At 69.6% G+C, this 16043-nt stretch carries 14 protein-coding genes; 7 read left to right on the top strand and 7 right to left on the bottom strand.

What is annotated here, in order from left to right; translation table 11 throughout:
* The first annotated feature begins 14 nt into the window (after positions 1 to 14).
* Positions 15 to 1109, top strand: coding sequence for an acyltransferase family protein (locus H4281_RS03840; protein ID WP_182889454.1), 1095 nt, complete (start codon positions 15 to 17; stop codon positions 1107 to 1109).
* A 65-nt stretch (positions 1110 to 1174) separates the two neighbouring features.
* Here H4281_RS03840 and H4281_RS03835 read toward each other — a convergent pair whose 3' ends face one another.
* From H4281_RS03835 to H4281_RS03825, 4 genes are all read right to left on the bottom strand, one after another.
* Positions 1175 to 2650: a multicopper oxidase family protein gene (locus H4281_RS03835; protein WP_182889453.1), complete on the bottom strand. Its 1476-nt coding sequence runs from the start codon at positions 2648 to 2650 to the stop codon at positions 1175 to 1177.
* Positions 2651 to 2998: 348 nt separating this feature from the next.
* The gene (locus tag H4281_RS46115) at positions 2999 to 3403 is read right to left on the bottom strand and encodes a terpene synthase family protein (RefSeq protein ID WP_220506608.1); all 405 of its coding nucleotides are present in this window, start codon (positions 3401 to 3403) and stop codon (positions 2999 to 3001) included.
* On the bottom strand, positions 3400 to 3900 hold the full coding sequence (locus H4281_RS46110; RefSeq protein ID WP_220506607.1) for a terpene synthase family protein: 501 nt from the start codon (positions 3898 to 3900) through the stop codon (positions 3400 to 3402). Before H4281_RS46110 ends, H4281_RS46115 begins: the two co-directional genes overlap by 4 nt.
* A gap of 327 nt (positions 3901 to 4227) precedes the next feature.
* Positions 4228 to 6210 (bottom strand): APC family permease, encoded by a 1983-nt coding sequence (locus tag H4281_RS03825; protein ID WP_220506734.1) that lies wholly within the window; start codon positions 6208 to 6210, stop codon positions 4228 to 4230.
* Positions 6211 to 6367: 157 nt separating this feature from the next.
* Here H4281_RS03825 and H4281_RS03820 point away from each other — a divergent pair, with 157 nt between their 5' ends.
* From H4281_RS03820 to H4281_RS03800, 5 genes are all read left to right on the top strand, one after another.
* Positions 6368 to 6676 (top strand): hypothetical protein, encoded by a 309-nt coding sequence (locus H4281_RS03820; RefSeq protein WP_182889451.1) that lies wholly within the window; start codon positions 6368 to 6370, stop codon positions 6674 to 6676.
* 159 nt (positions 6677 to 6835) lie between these two features.
* Positions 6836 to 8062 carry a cation:proton antiporter gene (locus H4281_RS03815; protein ID WP_182889450.1) on the top strand — a complete coding sequence of 409 codons (1227 nt, stop codon included), beginning with the start codon at positions 6836 to 6838 and terminating at the stop codon, positions 8060 to 8062.
* A 39-nt stretch (positions 8063 to 8101) separates the two neighbouring features.
* Positions 8102 to 8548, top strand: coding sequence for a CBS domain-containing protein (locus tag H4281_RS03810; protein WP_182889449.1), 447 nt, complete (start codon positions 8102 to 8104; stop codon positions 8546 to 8548).
* Between the two features lie 16 nt (positions 8549 to 8564).
* Positions 8565 to 9854, top strand: a complete 1290-nt coding sequence (locus H4281_RS03805) for an ArsB/NhaD family transporter (protein ID WP_182889448.1) — start codon at positions 8565 to 8567, stop codon at positions 9852 to 9854.
* 377 nt (positions 9855 to 10231) lie between these two features.
* Positions 10232 to 12028, top strand: a complete 1797-nt coding sequence (locus H4281_RS03800) for a chloride channel protein (RefSeq protein WP_182889447.1) — start codon at positions 10232 to 10234, stop codon at positions 12026 to 12028.
* Here the strand turns inward: H4281_RS03800 and H4281_RS03795 are convergent.
* On the bottom strand, positions 12025 to 12591 hold the full coding sequence (locus H4281_RS03795) for a TetR/AcrR family transcriptional regulator (protein WP_182889446.1): 567 nt from the start codon (positions 12589 to 12591) through the stop codon (positions 12025 to 12027). The two genes, H4281_RS03800 and H4281_RS03795, sit on opposite strands and share 4 nt — an antisense overlap.
* 78 nt (positions 12592 to 12669) lie before the next feature.
* Between H4281_RS03795 and H4281_RS03790 the strand changes: the two genes are divergently transcribed.
* Entirely contained in the window at positions 12670 to 13611 is a 942-nt protein-coding gene (locus H4281_RS03790; protein WP_182889445.1) for an NADP-dependent oxidoreductase, read from the top strand.
* A gap of 184 nt (positions 13612 to 13795) precedes the next feature.
* Here the strand turns inward: H4281_RS03790 and H4281_RS03785 are convergent, their stop codons facing one another.
* Together H4281_RS03785 and H4281_RS03780 are read right to left on the bottom strand one after the other, a co-directional pair.
* A complete protein-coding gene (locus H4281_RS03785) occupies positions 13796 to 14806 on the bottom strand; it encodes an FAD-binding oxidoreductase (protein ID WP_182889444.1) in 1011 nt (336 codons plus the stop codon).
* A gap of 1 nt (position 14807) precedes the next feature.
* Entirely contained in the window at positions 14808 to 16037 is a 1230-nt protein-coding gene (locus H4281_RS03780) for a cytochrome P450 (protein WP_182889443.1), read from the bottom strand.
* Between the last annotated feature and the right edge of the window lie 6 nt (positions 16038 to 16043).

The raw sequence follows: 16043 nt of genomic DNA, 5'->3' as shown, positions 1-16043 counted from the left end.
AAGGGACAATGGCGATGACGACCATGGAACGCGAACCGTATCTGGACTTTCTGCGTGCGGTCAGCCTGGTCGTGGTCGTGCTGTGGCACTGGGCGTTCACGATCCTGCACTGGACGCCGACCGGGCCGCAGCCCACGAATCCGCTCGCGTACTTCCGGGGCCTGTGGGTGCTCACCTGGTTCCTGCAGGTCCTGCCGGTGTTCTTCTACGTCGGCGGGTCGGTGCACCTCGCGTCGTGGGAGCGTGCCCGGGCCAGGGGCCAGTCACGGCGCTCGTACGTCTGGCTCCATGTAAAGGAACTGGTCGCGCCGGCCGGGATGCTGGTCCTTTTCTGGACCACAGCCGGGATCGTGCTGGCCGAGGCGTTCGGCGTACGGTGGATCGGCGGCGCGGTAATGCTGATTCTGAGCCCCCTGTGGTTCCTCGCGGTTTACGTCGGCCTGCTTCTGCTGCTGCCGCTCATGGCGTGGCTGCACGAGCGCTTCGACATCCTGGTCCTGGTGTGGCTCGCCGGGGCCGCCCTGCTGATCGACGTCCTGCGGCTGCGCTTCGGCTGGGACGCGGTGAGCTGGGTCAACGTCGCCGCGGTGTGGGGCTTGGCCTACCAGGCGGGTTTCTTCCATCGGCGCATCGTCGCGGCCTCGCGACACGTCGCCGGAACGCTGCTGTGGGCGGGCTTGTTCGCTCTCGCCGGACTGGTGCTGTCGGGCTTGTATCCCGGTTCGATGGTCGGAGTTCCGGGGGAGCGGATGTCGAACATGTCGCCGCCGACGTTCGTCATCGTCGCGCTGCTGGCCTTCCAGATCGGGCTGTGCGAGATGCTGCGCCCGGCCGTCGAGCGTGCTTTGGCCAAGCCACGCCGGCAGCGCGCGACCGCAGTCTTCACCCGATACGCGCTGCCGCTGTTTCTCTTTCACACCACGGGAATGGCCCTGGCCCGCGCAGTCGTGTACTTCGGCTTCGACCGGCACCTGGCCGACGACCGGGCGCCGGACTGGATCTGGTGGGCTGAGCGCCCGCTGGCGATTCTCGGTCCGCTGCTTTTCACCGTGCCGCTGATCGCCCTCTTCCGGCAGCGACATGCCGTGCACCAAGCGGCGCACGAGTAGGGCCGCGGCTTTCCGCGCCACTGGCTGCCCGACGTGGAGCGTGTCCGGGCGGCGCGGCGCCGGGATCAGGTGCAGTTGAACAGGGTCATGAAGCCGTAGTCCATGTGCAGTTGCTGGTGGCAGTGCAGCAGCGAGAGGCCCGGTTGGTCGGCGACGAAGTCGAGGTCGAGTTTCTGGTAGCCGCCGAGCATGACGACGTCCTTGAACAGCCCCGCGGTGGGAGTGCCGGCGACGGCGGCGACCTCGACGGTGTGCCGGTGCAGGTGCACGGGGTGCACGTCGTCGGTGGCATTGCGCAGCCGCAGCCGGTACCGCTTGCCGCGCTGGACCGGGATCACCGGCTGGTTGAGGGCCGTTGAGTAGGACTGGCCGTTGAGGGTCCAGGCGTTGAAGCCGCCGACGGCGGCGTTGCGCTTCTCCACCAGCAGGTCGATCGTCTGGTCCGGGGCCGCGGCGGCGGCTCCGGCGCGGGCGAAAGTCCGGTAGTCCCAGGTGAACGGGCCGGGTGCGGTCCACTGCGGGGGACCGGCGCGGCCGGCGTATTCGACGGCGATGCCCATCCCGGCGCCGCGGTCGCTGTCGGCCAGGTCGCCGAGGACCCACACTCCGGGACGGTTCATCTCCACCACCGCGGAGACGCGTTCCGCCGTGCCGATCCACAGCACCGGAACCCGCGCCGGGGCGGGCACCGGATTGCCGTCCAGCGCGACGACGCGGAAGACATGGCCGGGCAAGGCGAGGCTGCGGATCTCGGTGGCGCTGCCGTTGAGCACGTGCAGCAGCATCCGCTGCCCGGCCCGGACCTTGATCGGTTCGCCTTGGCCGAGCTTGCGGCCGTTGACGCTGAACGCGCCGTAGCCGACCTCGTAGCCGCGCGGCATCCCTCGGCCGAGCGAATCGGCCATCGCTTTCTCGCCCCGCTCCTTGAGTTCCGGATCGGGCGCACCGGCCAGGAAATCGGCGGCCATGTCCCCGGCGCGGCTGAACGTGGGCGCGAATTCCTTCAATACCAGGAAAACTTCCTGGTCGTAGGCGCCGGGATTGAGCTTCGGCTCGATGTAGACCGGTCCGACGAGCCCACCGTACTGGCCCTTCGCCAGATCGCTCCCGGCGATCAGATGGCTGTGGTAGAAACGGAATCCCGCCGGTCCGGGCGTGAACGAGACACGTCGCATGCCGTGCGCGGGAACGAACGGAGTGCCCTCCTCCGCGGATCCGTCGACGTCCGCGGGCACCTGCTGGCCGTGCCAGTGCACCTGCTCCGGGACGTCGGTGTCGTTGTGAACGTCCACCACCGCGGGGCGGCCCTCGGCGAACCGCAGCAACGGACCCGGGAACTGCCCGTTGTAGGTCGTGGTGGAGAAGATCGCGTCCGGAGCGAGTTCGACCAGTCCGCTGCCGATCCGCAGCGTATAGTCGGCTTTTCCTTCCGGCAGGGGCGCGGAGGGCGACGTGTCGCAGCCCGCGACAGTGTCGCCTGCGCTGGCGGTGGCCGCGGCCCCCACGGTGATCTTCAACAGGTCACGGCGATTGATCGGCATCGAGCACACGCTCCCTTGGGTGAGCACGTCCAGCCGTCAGCGGAGAGACCCGAGGCCGCGATCTGTGCGGCACGGCCGCGAGTCTCAAGCATCGTACTCCGATGACGGCACCCGAAAATGGGCTCGAACACGGGAAACCGGGTACCCGGCCCGGGTGCCCACAGGGTCGGCGAACCTCGCCGGAGTCCGGTTCGGTCAAGGGTGGACGGTGCGTCCTGCTTTGCTGAGAGCAGGCATTCCGCGGCGGACAGGACGTTCGATGAAGGACTAACGCGGGCGGCGCCGACCGGCTGAGGGCCAGCGGGTGCGGTGCGCGGGCCGGGACGGACGAGTTCCGGCGGATCCTGCTCAGGGTTTCCAGTCTGAAGGGACGACGGTGCGGTCGTCGGCATCGTGCTCGGCGTGCGCGGTGGCGTAGCGCTGTGTGTCGTGGTCGTACCAATCCTGATAGCCGCGCATCCAATCCTGCATTCCCTCGATGTACCCGGCCAATGCCGGGCTGGCCCAGTCGCGGGTCGCTCGCGCCAGACTGCTGAACGCGACGATCTCCGCGCGCACTCGTCCGGCGGTCGCTTCGACAGCCTCGGTCAGGGTGCGGCCTTGGGAGGCGTAGAGGGTGACCATATTGCGGAACTGCCCGGGCTGCCGCGCCTCGACCGGCAGGCTCTGGATGTCGTTGGCCCAGCACACCACGTTGTTGGCGTGCATGCGCAATTGGTGGACAGCCGGATGGTGGTATTCGTCGGCGGTCACGGGTGCGCAGCCTGCAGTCCGGCGGTGGACGCCCAGAGCCGCATGCCGGTGGCGAACCGGTCGAAGTGCTCAGGCGACAGCCGGGCACGCAGCCGGCGGCACACGTCCAGCCACGCCGTTTCGCCGTAGACCGGGCACGCCCGGGTCCGGTCGTGATCGAGAACGTCGATCATCGCGGTGAGGTTGGCCAAGGTGTCAGGCGTGTCGGTGTCGACGCGGTCCACGAAGAGGTCGTCGGCGAGGAAAAACCACAGAAAATAATCGGCGATGATCTGCAGCAACGCCGTATCGGCGCGGGGATAGCACCGGGCGGCGAGGTAACTGTAACGGGTACGGGCCACCCGATCGCGGTAATCGGCGGTCGGAATGAGCCCGTTGTCTTGTCCCCAGCCGATCATGGTCTGTTCCACCGCGGCGGCCTCGGGATGGCAGGCGCCAGGCCAGGGGAACTGAAAACCGGGAACCTCGATCGCGGCGAATTCGGTGGCGTCGTCCATGGCTGCCTTCCGGTCGTGCGCGGAACTCAGGGGGTCCGGCTCTCGATCGCGGAGTCCCTGGCCGCGAACGCCGGTTTCCTGCGGTGACTCGCCTCGTCGTGATCGAGCCATCTTAGCTCTCGAGGACGCCTGCCGCGCGGGTCGGGGCGAGAGCGCCGACGATGCGCGGTATGCAAGATTTCCTGATATAGCTCGGCATACGATGCCGCGCGCGGGTGTCCGGCATCAGCTGATCGGCCACGGCGGCGGAGATGCGTCCCGATCTGCTCGACGGCGCACCTGTCGACGACCCAGCTCTCCTGCTCGGACCTGAGGGCACCGACGCCATCAGCTGCGCCGAGCGGTGACCCCCCTGCGGAGATCGCCCGGCAACGGACGGACGCGCTGGAGATCGCGGCGTCTGCTCGACCGCAGCTGCCACGGGACGCTGGTGACCATGACGCCGGGTTCGAACAGCAGTCGTCCCTTGAGCCGCAGGGAGCTCTGGTTGTGCAGGATGTTCTCCCACCAGCGGCCGACGACGTACTCCGGGATGTAGATGCACACGACGTCGCGTGGGCTGGACCGGGCGAAGTTCTTCACGTAGGCGACGACCGGGCGGGTGATTTCGCGGTAGGGCGATTCCACGACCTTCAACGGGATTTTGATGCCGCGGCGTTCCCATTGCCGTTGCAGCTCGCGGGTTTCGGCGTCGTCGACGTTCACGGTGATCGCGGTGAGCGTGTCGGGCCGGGTGGCGCGGGCGAAGGCGATCGCACGCTGGCTCGGTTTGTGCAAAGTGGACACGAGCACGATGGCGTGGACGCGACTGGGCAGCAGTTCGCTTTCCTCGTCGGGAAGCAGTTCTTCGCGGACGTGGGTGTAGTGCCGGTGAACGGCGCGCATCATCACGTACAGCGCGGGGATGGCGATGACGACGAGGTAGGCCCCGTGGGTGAACTTGGTGACCAGCACGACCGCGAGGACGATCGCGGTGAGGGTCGCGCCGAGGGCGTTGATGGCGCGGGAGCGCTGGATCGCGTGCCGGCTTCCGGTGCCCGCGGCCAGTTCGCGGTTCCAGTGCCGCACCATGCCCGCCTGGCACAGCGTGAACGAGGTGAACACGCCGAGGATGTAGAGCTGGATGAGCCGGGTGGTCGAGCCGTCGAACGCGTAGATCAGGACGGCGGCGATGAGCGCGAGCGCGATGATGCCGTTGGAGAACGCCAGCCGGTCGCCGCGCGTGTGCAGTTGGCGGGGGAGATAGCGGTCCTTGGCGAGGATCGAGGCCAGCAGCGGGAAGCCGTTGAACGCGGTGTTCGCGGCGAGGATCAGGATCAGCGCGGTCGTGGCCTGGAGGAAATAGAACAGGACGGCGTGGTCGCCGCCGAAGACCGCGGCGCCGATCTGGCTGATCACCGTGCGCTGCGGGTCGGTCGCGCACTGGCCGGCGAACCCGGCCAGATCGCAGGCGTTCTCGGCGATGTGCACCTTCGCGATCAGCGCGAGCGCGGTGATGCCGCCGAACATGACGACCGCGATGACGCCCATCGCGGTCATCGTGCGGGCCGCGTTGACGGCTTTCGGCTTGCGGAACGCGGGCACGCCGTTGGAGATGGCTTCGACGCCGGTGAGCGCGGTGCAGCCGGACGAGAACGACCGCAGCAGCAGGAAAATCAGGGCGAATCCGGTCAATCCCACTTGTTCGGGACGGATCGCGTAGCCCGCGCTCTCGGCGACCGGTGCGTGCCCGGCGAGCGTGCGGGAGAAGCCGACGGCGATCATCAGCAGCACCGCGACCACGAAGAGGTAGGTCGGCGCGGCGAACGCGCGCCCGGATTCGCGGAGGCCGCGCAGGTTCATCGCGGTCAGGACGACGATGAAGCCGATGTCGAGTGCGATCCGGTAGCCGTTGAGGCCGGGCACGGCGGAGATGATGTTGTCGACGCCGGAGGCGACCGACACCGCCACGGTCATGATGTAGTCGACCATCAGCGCGCCGGCGACGACAAGCCCGGCGTGGCTGCCGAGGTTGCGCGAGGCGACCTCGTACGAGCCGCCCCCGCTGGGATAGGCCTTCACCACCTGCCGGTAGGACACGACCACCACGCTGAGCAGGACCGCGACCGCGAGTCCGACCCACGGGGCGAGCACCAGATACGTCAGCCCGCCGATCGAGAGGATCAGCAGGATCTCCTGGGTGGCGTAGGCGACCGAGGACAGCGGGTCGCTGGCGAAAATGGGCAGGGCGAGCCACTTGGGCAACAGCGTTTCGCCGAGGGTGTCGCTCCGGAACGGCCGCCCGAGCACCAGCCGTTTGAGCCATGACATAGGTGCTGGCACGTACCGCAGCGTCCCTCGGGGACCGGTGCGGCAGCGTATGGATCTCGTCAGGATCCCGGCCTGGCCGTAGAGATTCCGTTAACGCGCGTCAGAAATCCGTCAAAGTCGGACCGGCGGGTTCGGCGGGTGCTTACTCTCCCGCGCCATGGTCGACGACCGCGTCGTGCGGATCCTTCGCCGCACTGGCGCGGCGGAGGTGATCGACGCGCTTCTCACCGGTCCGGCGTGCCTGTCCCGCCTGCGCCGCACGGTGCCGCGCCGGACGCTGGAGCGGTCGGTCCGCGCGCTGGCGGCGGAGGGCGCGCTCGTCCGGGCCGACGCGGGCAGCTGGGACACCGGTCTCCGTGCGGACACGGAGTTGCGGCTTACCGCGAGCGGCCTGGCGGTCGCGGCCGTTTTGTCCGATTGGGACGTCTGGGTCCGGGTGTACGAGGACTATCTCCGCGATCGGTAGCTCCGCGTGTCCCGTCGTCGGCGGACGCGCGCGAGGGGACCTCGGTTTGCCCGGGGCGGGTCTTTGCGGCATCTTTACGCGTGGAGTGCCGGGAAGTCTGGTCGGCCTGCCCGTGCCCAGCCGGGCGACGGGCGGTCGAGCCGACCCCCGGGGAGTCCGATGGCGCTGGTGCTGGCGTTCGGCGTGGTGCTGCTGGTCAGCGTGTCGCTGTCCGGCGTGGCCGCGCGGACGGTGCTGTCGACGGCGTTGCTGTTCCTGCTCGCGGGCGCTCTGCTGGGCGACGGCGGGTTCGGCCTGATCCACATCGCGCCCCGGGATCCGCTGGTCACGTCGCTCGCCGACATCGCGTTGTTCACGGTGCTGTTCACCGACGGCCAGCGGGCGAGCGTGCCCGCGCTGCGGGAGAACTGGCGGCTGTCCGGGCGGGCGCTCGGGCTGGGGATGCCGTTGACGATGGTGGGCATCGCGGTGCCCGCGCATTTCCTGGTCGGACTGGACTGGCCGACGTCGTTGCTGCTGGGCGCGATCCTCTCGCCGACCGACCCGGTGTTCGCGGCGGCGATCGTGGGCCGCGACGACGTGCCGTTGCGGCTGCGGCGGCTGCTGAACGTGGAGTCCGGGCTGAACGACGGGCTCGCGCTGCCGTTCGTGCTGATCTTCCTGGCGACCGCGACGCACACGTCGTCGGATCTGGGCACGGTCGTGTTCGAGCTGGTGCTGGGATTGGTGCTGGGGATAGCGATTCCCGCGCTGGTCGCTCTCGCGTGGCGGCTGCGGGTGCTGACCGCCGAGCCGCGGCTGCAGGCGCTCGGTCCGCTGGCGGTCGCGGTGCTGCTTTACGCGGCGTGCCACCTGACCGACGCGAATCCTTATCTGGCGGCGTTCGCGGCCGGCTCCACACTGGCCACTGTGGACAAGACAGCGGCCGAGCACTTCGAGCCGCTGGGGGACCTGCTTTCGGAGATCACGAAGTTCGCCGCGCTGCTGGTGTTCGGCGCGCTGATCACGCCGGACCGGCTCTCGCACTTGAGCGTCGGCGCGTGGGTGCTCGCGGTGCTGGCCATCGTTCTGGTGCGGCCCGCGGCGCTGGCGCTGTCGCTGCTGCGGACTCCGATGTCGGGACGCGAACGCGCGACCGCCGCGTGGTTCGGGCCGAAAGGGTTCGCGTCGGTGGTGTACGGGCTGCTGGCGCTGCAGTCCGGGATCGCCGACAGCGAGCTGGTGTTCGATCTGGTCGCGGTGACGATCGCGCTCTCGATCGTGCTGCATTCCTCCACCGACGTGCCGATCGCGAGACTGCTGCGGATCGAGCCGCCGGACAAGCTGCCTACCGGCCGTCCGGCGAGCGCGGGCGGCGACCGCAAAGAGAAAGGAAAGAAATCATGAGTTCCGGCGGAGCCGCCCGGCTCGTCGTAGCCTGGGGGCATGCGCGCAGCGGAGCTGGCCGAGGAGTTCCCGGTCGTCGACCTCGATTCGGACGCGCTGGCGGCCGCGCGCCTGCTCGCCGAGCACCGGTTGCCCGGGCTGGTGGTGACGGAAGCGTCCGGGTGTCCGCACACGGTGCTGCCCGCCTCCGACGTCGTGCAGTTCCTGGTTCCGCCTTATGTGCGCGACGATCCGTCGCTGGCCGGGGTGCTCAGCGAGTCGATGGCGGACCGGGTCGCGGACAAACTCGGCGGGCGGACCGTGCGCGAGCTGCTGCCCGGCGAACCGCGCGAGCTGCCGAGGGTGGACGCGGACGACACGATCGTGGAGGTCGCCGCGACGATGGCCCGGCTGCGGTGTCCGCTCGTGGCGGTCATGCGGGACCGGACGCTGCTGGGCGTGGTGTCCGCGTCGCGGCTGCTGGAGCACGCGTTGACGCCTCGCTGATCCCGGCGGTCCGCCGATGAGCACGGTCATCGCGGTCGTCGTGTTCGTGGTGGCCTACGTTTTCATCGCGACCGAGAAGATCCCGAAAATGACGGCCGCGCTGGCCGGGGCGGGCGTGGTGCTCGCGACCGGGGTCAGCGGGTCGGCCGACGCGTTCTTCTCCGAGGACACCGGCGTCGACTGGAACGTGCTGTTCCTGCTGCTCGGCATGATGATCATTGTCGGGATCCTGCGCCGCACCGGAGTGTTCGAGTTCGTCGCGATCTGGGCGGCCAAGCGCGCCAAGGGGTCGCCGCTGCGGATCATGCTGCTGCTGGTGCTGATCACCGCGGTCGCCTCGGCGTTCCTGGACAACGTGACCACGGTGCTGCTGATCGCGCCGGTGACGCTGCTGGTGTGCGACCGGCTCGACATCAGCCCGGTGCCCTTCCTGATCGCCGAGGTGCTGGCTTCCAACATCGGCGGCACCGCGACCCTGATCGGCGACCCGCCGAACATCATCATCGGCAGCCGCGCGGGCCTGGCGTTCAACGACTTCCTGCTCAACCTCGCGCCGATCGTCGCGCTCGAACTCGTCGTGCTGGGGCTGGTGCTGCCGTGGCTGTTCCGCGGTTCGTTCACCGTCGACCCGCAGCGGGTCGCCGACGTCATGGCGCTGAACGAACGCGAAGCGATCCGGCAGCCGAAGCTGCTGATCAAGTCCGGCGCCGTGCTGCTGCTGGTGTTCGCGGGGTTCGTGCTGCATTCGGTGGTGCACCTGGACCCGTCGGTGGTCGCGCTGCTCGGCGCGGGCCTGCTCGTGCTGCTGTCGGGCACGCCGCCGAAGCAGTACCTGGACGGCGTCGAATGGGAAACCCTGCTGTTCTTCGCCGGCCTGTTCATCATGATCGGGGCGCTGGTCAAGACCGGTGTGATCGACTGGCTCGCGAAGCTCACCGCTGGCGCCACCGGCGGGAACGCGCTGCTGGCGGTGTTCCTGATCCTCGGGGTGTCCGCGCTGCTGTCCGGCGTCATCGACAACATCCCTTACGTGGCAACGATGAGCCCGCTCGTGCTCGCGCTCACCCACGACATCCCGGACCCCGCGCATTCCGAGGCGCTGTGGTGGTCCCTGGCGCTGGGCGCGGACTTCGGCGGCAACATGACCGCGGTCGGGGCCAGTGCGAACGTGGTCGTGCTGGGTCTCGCCGCCCGGACGGGCGCGCCGATCTCGTTCTGGGAGTTCACGAAGAAGGGCGCGGTCGTCACGGTGATCACCGTGCTCGTCGCCGCGCCGTACCTGTGGTTGCGCTACTTCGTCTTCTGATCCGCCGTCCGCGGGCGCGAGCGCTGTTCGCTGTGAGGCGTGGCTGTCCAGCTCGCAGGGCCTGTCGGGACCGCGGTGGCTCGGCGAAGTATGTGAAGGGAACCCTGAGGAACTCTGAGTACGCAAGGATTCCCCTCACGTCTCTACTAAGCCGGATATACGGGCGGATCGGGCATTTCGCCGACCATTTGGGGCCGTTGTGGACGGTAGTCGAGCGGAAACGCCGCGGCTTAAGTTCCGGGCGCAGGGATCAGGCGCCCTCGCGGACTTCTGCGGACAGGGAGCCGCGCACCGCTGCCGAAAAATGTCCTTGCCGCCCGGTCCGGTGTGAGCGATCCCGCAACCATGTCCGTGCGCAATTGTTGCATACTGCATCAATGTCGTCGGGTGAGAGTGCGGGGAAACGCGGGCTGGTCGTGCCGGTGCGCCAGCCGGTGGGCCGGTGGGTGCGGGAGAGCCGGGCCGGGCTGGTCGGGCTGGCGGTGCTGATCGGGGCGGGCGCGGGTTTGGGCGCGGTGGTGTTCCGGTGGTTGATCACCACGTTCACGCACGTGTTCTCCGGGCATGCGGACTATTCGGACGCCGGGCGTGCGGCGCATTCGTGGTTCCCGGCGCTGGGCCCCTGGTTCCTGCTGCTGGCCCCGGTGATCGCGGGCTTGGTTTACGGGCCGCTGGTCTACCGGTTCGCCCCGGAGGCGCGCGGGCACGGGGTGCCGGAGGTGATGTACGCCGTGGCCGAGCGGGGCGGGCGGATTCCGGTGCAGGTGAGCGTGGTGAAGGCGCTGGCGTCGGCGTTGACGATCGGGTCCGGCGGTTCGGTGGGCCGGGAAGGCCCGATCGTGCAGATCGGGTCCGCGCTGGGCTCGGCGCTGGGACGGGCGGCGCGGCTGCCGGAGTCGCGGCTGCGGGTGCTGGTGGCGTGCGGTGCGGCGGGCGGGATCGCGGCGACGTTCAACGCGCCGCTGGCCGGTCCGTTCTTCGCGATGGAACTGATTCTCCGCGATTTCGCGGCGGAGTCGTTCGGTGCGGTGGTGCTCGCGAGCGTGACGGCGAGCGTCGTCGGGCGTGCGGTGCTGGGGAACGCGCCGTTTTTGGATCTGCCGCCGTTCACGCTGCGGAATCCGGTGGAGTATCTGCTGTTCGTGGCGCTCGGCTTGGTGGTCGGTGCGTGCGGAGTGCTGTTCACCAGGGTGTTGTACTGGATCGAGGATCTGTGCGACCGGCTGTGGCGGGGCCCGGAGTGGCTGCGCCCGGCGGTGGGCGGGGTGTTCCTCGGCGGGTTGCTGCTTCTGCTGCCGCAGATGTACGGGGTGGGCTATCCGGTGCTGCAGAACGCGGTCGAGGGCAAGTACGTCCTCGGGTTCCTGCTGGTTCTGATGCTGGGGAAGATCGTGGCGACCAGTCTGACGATCGGGATCGGCGGCTCGGGCGGGGTGTTCGCGCCGTCGCTGTTCATCGGCGCGATGGCCGGCACCGCGTTCGGGATCGCTGTGCATACGTGGTTTCCGTCGGTGACGGCGTCGCCGGGGGTGTACGGGCTGATCGGGATGGGTGCGGCGTTCGCGGGTTCGGCGCGGGCCCCGATCACGGCGGTGATCGTGCTGTTCGAGCTGACCGGCCAGTATTCGGTGATCCTGCCGATGCTGACCGCCATCGTGATCGCGACCGCCGTGAGCCGCGCGCTGAGCCGGGACACGATCTACACGCTGAAACTGCGCCGCCGCGGCATCGACCTGGACAAACACCCCTCCGCGCAACGGCTGGCGGGCACGAAGGTCGCCGCGGTCACCGAACCGCTGCCGGAGCCGCTGAGCGCGGACCTGCCGCTGGAACTGGCCGCGCACGCACTCGCATTGTCCGGCCACGGAATCCTCCCGGTGATCGACGAGGAGGGCCGCTACCAGGGCTGCGCCACCGCCCGCGCGGTCGCCGAGGCGGTCGCCGAGGACCAGTCGGGCCAGGTGGGAGACCTCGCCGAGTTGCCGCCGCTGGTGACGAGCGATTCCACGCTCGCCGACGCGCTGGACGCACTCGCCCAAGCTCCGGGAACCGGTCTTCCGGTGCTGACCGGCGGCGATGAGCTGACCGGGTGGATCACGCACCAGTCGGTGCTGAGCGCGCTGGAGCCGGCGGCGGTGAGCGCGACCGGCCGGACCTCGGCGGGGCTGCCCTAGGCGGAAACGCGGAGTCCGTCCAGCAGAAGGTCCAGCAGCCGGGCCGCCATTGCCTTGTGTTCGGCGGAACCGGCCACGGTGAAGATGCCGATGAGCGCTGCCGCGATGTCTTCGGCAGGGACATCGCCGCGGAGTTCGCCACTGCTGCGGCCTGCTTCGAGGAGGCCGTCGATGGCCGCGAGCAGTTCGGTTCGGGTGCGGGCGTGGGCGATCTCGCCCGACTCGACCATCGCGAGCAGCGTCTCGAGCATTCCGTTCTTGGTCGCGATCCAGTCCCCGAACAAGTCCATCCAGCGGCGCAGCGCCGCGGCCGGGCCGAGTTCCGCGAGCAGGTCCTTGGCTCCGGCGGTGAGGCGCGAGACCTGGTCTTGGTAGACCGCGTCGACGAGCGACTCGCGGGTGGGGAAGTGCCGGTAGAGGGTGGCGATGCCGACTCCGGCCTCGGCGGCGATCGCGCGCATCGAGGGCTCGGTCCCGGCCGCTGCGAACAAGCGGGTCGCGACGTCCAGCAACTGCTGGCGGTTGCGGGTCGCGTCTGCCCGGGGGGTCTTCGCGGCGGCCAAAACGGATCACGCTCCACTTGTGCTAGCTTCGAGGATGTAAACGGAGCATAGTCCGTTTACCTGACCCCGAGGAGACAGATGAGCGGGAAAGAAGCGAGCCGGGCGGTGCGATTCGAGGCGTTCGGCGGTCCGGAGTCGTTGCGCGTCCGCGAAGTGCCGGTGCCGCAGGCTGGTCCGGGGCAGATTCGCGTACGGGTGGCCGCGGCTGGGCTGAACCCGATGGACTGGTTCATGACCTCGGACTCGGAGACCGCCGCGCGGTTCGGGCTCAGCCTGCCGTGCGGATTCGGGACCGACTACGCCGGGACCGTCGACCAGATCGGCGACGGAGTAAGCGAGTTCGCGGTCGGCGACCGCGTCTTCGGCGGCGCGCTGTCCCGTGCGGTGGCTGACTATGTCGTCGTGGACGTCGCCGGGACCATCGCGGTGGGCGGCGAGGCGCACCGCACTCCGGACGGTGTCGACGACCGCACCGCAGCCGCGCTTGCGATCGCGGGCTGCACGGCGGCTGCGGCGCTGGCGGTGGTCAGTCCGGGCCCGGGCGACACGGTGCTCGTCGGCGGCGCCGGAGGCGGGGTCGGCGTGTTCGCGGTCCAGCTCGCACGCCTTGCCGGTGCGCGAGTGATCGGGACGGGGTCGGCGTCCTCGGCCGAGGCGCTGCAAGCGCTGGGGGCTGAGCCGGTCGCGTATGGCGAGGGCCTGGTCGACCGGGTCCGTGCGTTGGCTCCCGCCGGCGTCACCGCCGCGATGGATCTGCACGGGGCGGAAACGGCGCAGGCGGCCCGCGAACTCGGCGTGCCGGACGGACGCATCACCACCATTGCGGGCCAGATCGACGGGATCACTCCGGCGAACGGCGCCAACGCAGCGCCCGGAGCCATCGAGGAGATCGCCGGTCTGGTGGCGGCGGGACAGCTCCGGGTGCCGATCGCGGCGAGCTTTCCGGTCGAGGAGATCCAGACCGCGGTCGAGCTTCAGGCGGGGCGGCACGTGCACGGCAAGGTCGTCATCGACCTCTAGGCGGCCGGGGTGGTTCGCGACCAGGGGTAGCGACCGGCGTCCGCGTCGCCGTAGTCCGGGGCGAGAAGATGTGCAGGCGCTGGCGGCCGAACGGCTTCGCGACCACATCGCGCACACGGCGCAGCTGCTGATCAGCTGCGCCGAGGACGAACCGAACCGGCCGTTGCAGTCCCGACCGCGCCGGTCAGGGCGCGGCCGGGGTGAAGTTCTCCCGGTGGATCATGCGCGGCGCCATGCGGCGGCGTTTGAACGCCTTCACCCCGGCGTCGACCATCGGCGGCGGCCCGCAGAGCCAGCCCGACCAGCCGCGGGCGCTGGGGACGTCGTCGAGGAACCGGTCGGTCGGGAAACCGGTGCGGTGCTTGCTGTTCCCGGGTTCGTGCGACAGCACCGGAAGGAACGAGAAACCCGGGTAGCTGTCGGCGAGTTCGGCCATCAGGTCGAGGTCGTAGAGATCGGCCGCGCCGCGAACCCCGTGATACAGCACCACTTTCCGGTTCGGATCCCGGGAAAGCGCGGTGCGGGCGAGGCCGATCAGCGGGGCGAGCCCGGTGCCGCCGCCGATGAGCGCCATCGGGCCGCCGTCGTCCTCCTCGGCAGGCGGCAGGAAGAAGTCGCCGAGCGGGCCGGTGACCTGAACCTGCTCTCCGACGGCGAGCCCAGCGAAGATCCACTGCTCGGTCGCCGCCCCGCCGGGCACCAAACGGACGTGCAGCTCCAGGACTTTGTCCTCGTCGGCGGTGTTGACCAGCGAGTACTGGCGGCGCACGCCGGTGCCGGGCACGGTGAGCTCGACGTACTGGCCCGCGTTGAACGCCAGCGGTTCGGGCAGGCCGAGCCGCAATCGCCGGGTGTCGCGGGCGATGTCCTGGATTTCGCGGACGGTCGCGGTGAGGTCGCGCAGCGGGTGCGTGGCCCGGCCGCCGCCGCTCGCGGTTTCGACGACGACGTTCGAGCGGAGCCGGGCCTGGCAGGCCAGTGCGAGGCCCGCCGCCCGCTCGTCCTCGGTCAGGGTGTCGGCGGGGGAGTCGCAGTGGTCGACAGCGCCGTCGACCACGCGCAGTTTGCAGGTGCCGCAGGTGCCCTGGTTGCACGAGTTCGGCATCCAGACGCCGGCGCGGAGGAAGGCGTCGAGCATCGGCTGGTCTTGCCCGCACGGCACTTCCCGGCCGCCGACGGTCGCGGTGAACGACATGTCAGGCCTCCCAGGCGACGTGCAGCGACGTCGGCCCGCGGAAGCCCCAGCCCCAGAACTCGACGTCCGAGGAGGTGTCGCGCTCGAGATTCGGAATCGACTCGAACAGTTCCTCCAGCGCGATCCGCATGACGTGGTTGGCGAAGTAGATCCCGGCGCAGGCGTGGTTCCCGGCGCCGAACGCCAGGTGCGGCAGCGGAGGACGGTGCAGGTCGTAGCGGGTCGGGGCCTCGTAGACGCCGGTGTCGTGGTTGGCCGATCCGTAGGACAGGATCACCGGCGTGCCCGCGGGCAGGCCGACCCCGGCGACGGTGACCGCCTTGGTCGAGATGCGCGCGGTGGCCGACCAGATCGGCGAGGTCCAGCGCATCCCCTCGGAGATCGCGCGGGGGATCAGCGCCGGGTCGTCCACCGCCTGCTCGAGCTGGTCGGGTTCGCTGAACAGGCCGGTCAGGGTCGAGGCCATGCCGTGGCCCGGTTCCTGCATCGCGCCGAGCAAGTACACGTAGATCGTCGGGTAGATGTACTCGCGGTCGCGGGTTTTGCCCGGCGGCATCCCGTCGTGCAGCCAGTGCGAGATCGCGGTGTCGGCGGGCTCGACGATCCACTTGTCGATCAGCGGGTCGACGGTCGCCTGGATCTCGGCCTTCGCCTCGTCGCCCTGGACGAAGCCTTCCGGGTTGGCGAATTCGCCGTCCTCGGTCATGGCCGCGTTGGTGAAGGACCGGCTCAGTTTCGCGAACCATTCGCGCAGTTTGTCCGAGCTGACGTCCTGCAGCCCCAGAAGATCGCCGAGAGAGCGGACGCTGACCGGCTCGCAGTACTGGGACACGAGTTCCGCGCGGCCGTCGTTCTCGAACTTCTCGAGGTAGCGGCGGGCGATGGGGCGGACGAGGTCGTCGATCCACCGGTCGACCTCGACGGGCTGCAGCGCGGGCTCGACCATCGAACGCAGGTCGGCGTGGATGTCGCCGTTGACCCCGATGATCGCCGGATGGCCGAAGGTGCGCCCGCCCGCCGGGGTGATGACGGCTTCGAAATCGGGGCTGGTGGCGATCTCGCGGCAGATCTCCGCTGTCGTCGCCACATATGAGCCGAGCACCGGCACGTACGCCAGCGGGGCCTCGCGGCGCAGCCGTTCGTAGGGCTCGTACGGATTGCGTTCCAGCTGGGCCATGGTGATGTCGCCGATCCAGGAAAGGTCCGGGACGGTGGTGCTGTTCGTCGTCATTGACGC

This window comes from Amycolatopsis dendrobii (assembly GCF_014145675.1).
GTDB lineage: Bacteria > Actinomycetota > Actinomycetes > Mycobacteriales > Pseudonocardiaceae > Amycolatopsis > Amycolatopsis dendrobii.
This window is presented reverse-complemented; position numbering and strand designations above follow the sequence as displayed.

Excerpts from the sequence above, each read along its gene's own strand:
- H4281_RS03840 (WP_182889454.1), top strand. The coding sequence starts at position 15 with ATGACGACCATGGAACGCGAACCGTATCTGGACTTTCTGCGTGCGGTC.
- H4281_RS03835 (WP_182889453.1), bottom strand. The coding sequence starts at position 2,650 with ATGCCGATCAATCGCCGTGACCTGTTGAAGATCACCGTGGGGGCCGCG.
- H4281_RS46110 (WP_220506607.1), bottom strand. The coding sequence starts at position 3,900 with ATGGACGACGCCACCGAATTCGCCGCGATCGAGGTTCCCGGTTTTCAG.
- H4281_RS03825 (WP_220506734.1), bottom strand. The coding sequence starts at position 6,210 with ATGTCATGGCTCAAACGGCTGGTGCTCGGGCGGCCGTTCCGGAGCGAC.
- H4281_RS03820 (WP_182889451.1), top strand. The coding sequence starts at position 6,368 with ATGGTCGACGACCGCGTCGTGCGGATCCTTCGCCGCACTGGCGCGGCG.
- H4281_RS03815 (WP_182889450.1), top strand. The coding sequence starts at position 6,836 with ATGGCGCTGGTGCTGGCGTTCGGCGTGGTGCTGCTGGTCAGCGTGTCG.
- H4281_RS03810 (WP_182889449.1), top strand. The coding sequence starts at position 8,102 with ATGCGCGCAGCGGAGCTGGCCGAGGAGTTCCCGGTCGTCGACCTCGAT.
- H4281_RS03805 (WP_182889448.1), top strand. The coding sequence starts at position 8,565 with ATGAGCACGGTCATCGCGGTCGTCGTGTTCGTGGTGGCCTACGTTTTC.
- H4281_RS03800 (WP_182889447.1), top strand. The coding sequence starts at position 10,232 with ATGTCGTCGGGTGAGAGTGCGGGGAAACGCGGGCTGGTCGTGCCGGTG.
- H4281_RS03790 (WP_182889445.1), top strand. The coding sequence starts at position 12,670 with ATGAGCGGGAAAGAAGCGAGCCGGGCGGTGCGATTCGAGGCGTTCGGC.
- H4281_RS03785 (WP_182889444.1), bottom strand. The coding sequence starts at position 14,806 with ATGTCGTTCACCGCGACCGTCGGCGGCCGGGAAGTGCCGTGCGGGCAA.
- H4281_RS03780 (WP_182889443.1), bottom strand. The coding sequence starts at position 16,037 with ATGACGACGAACAGCACCACCGTCCCGGACCTTTCCTGGATCGGCGAC.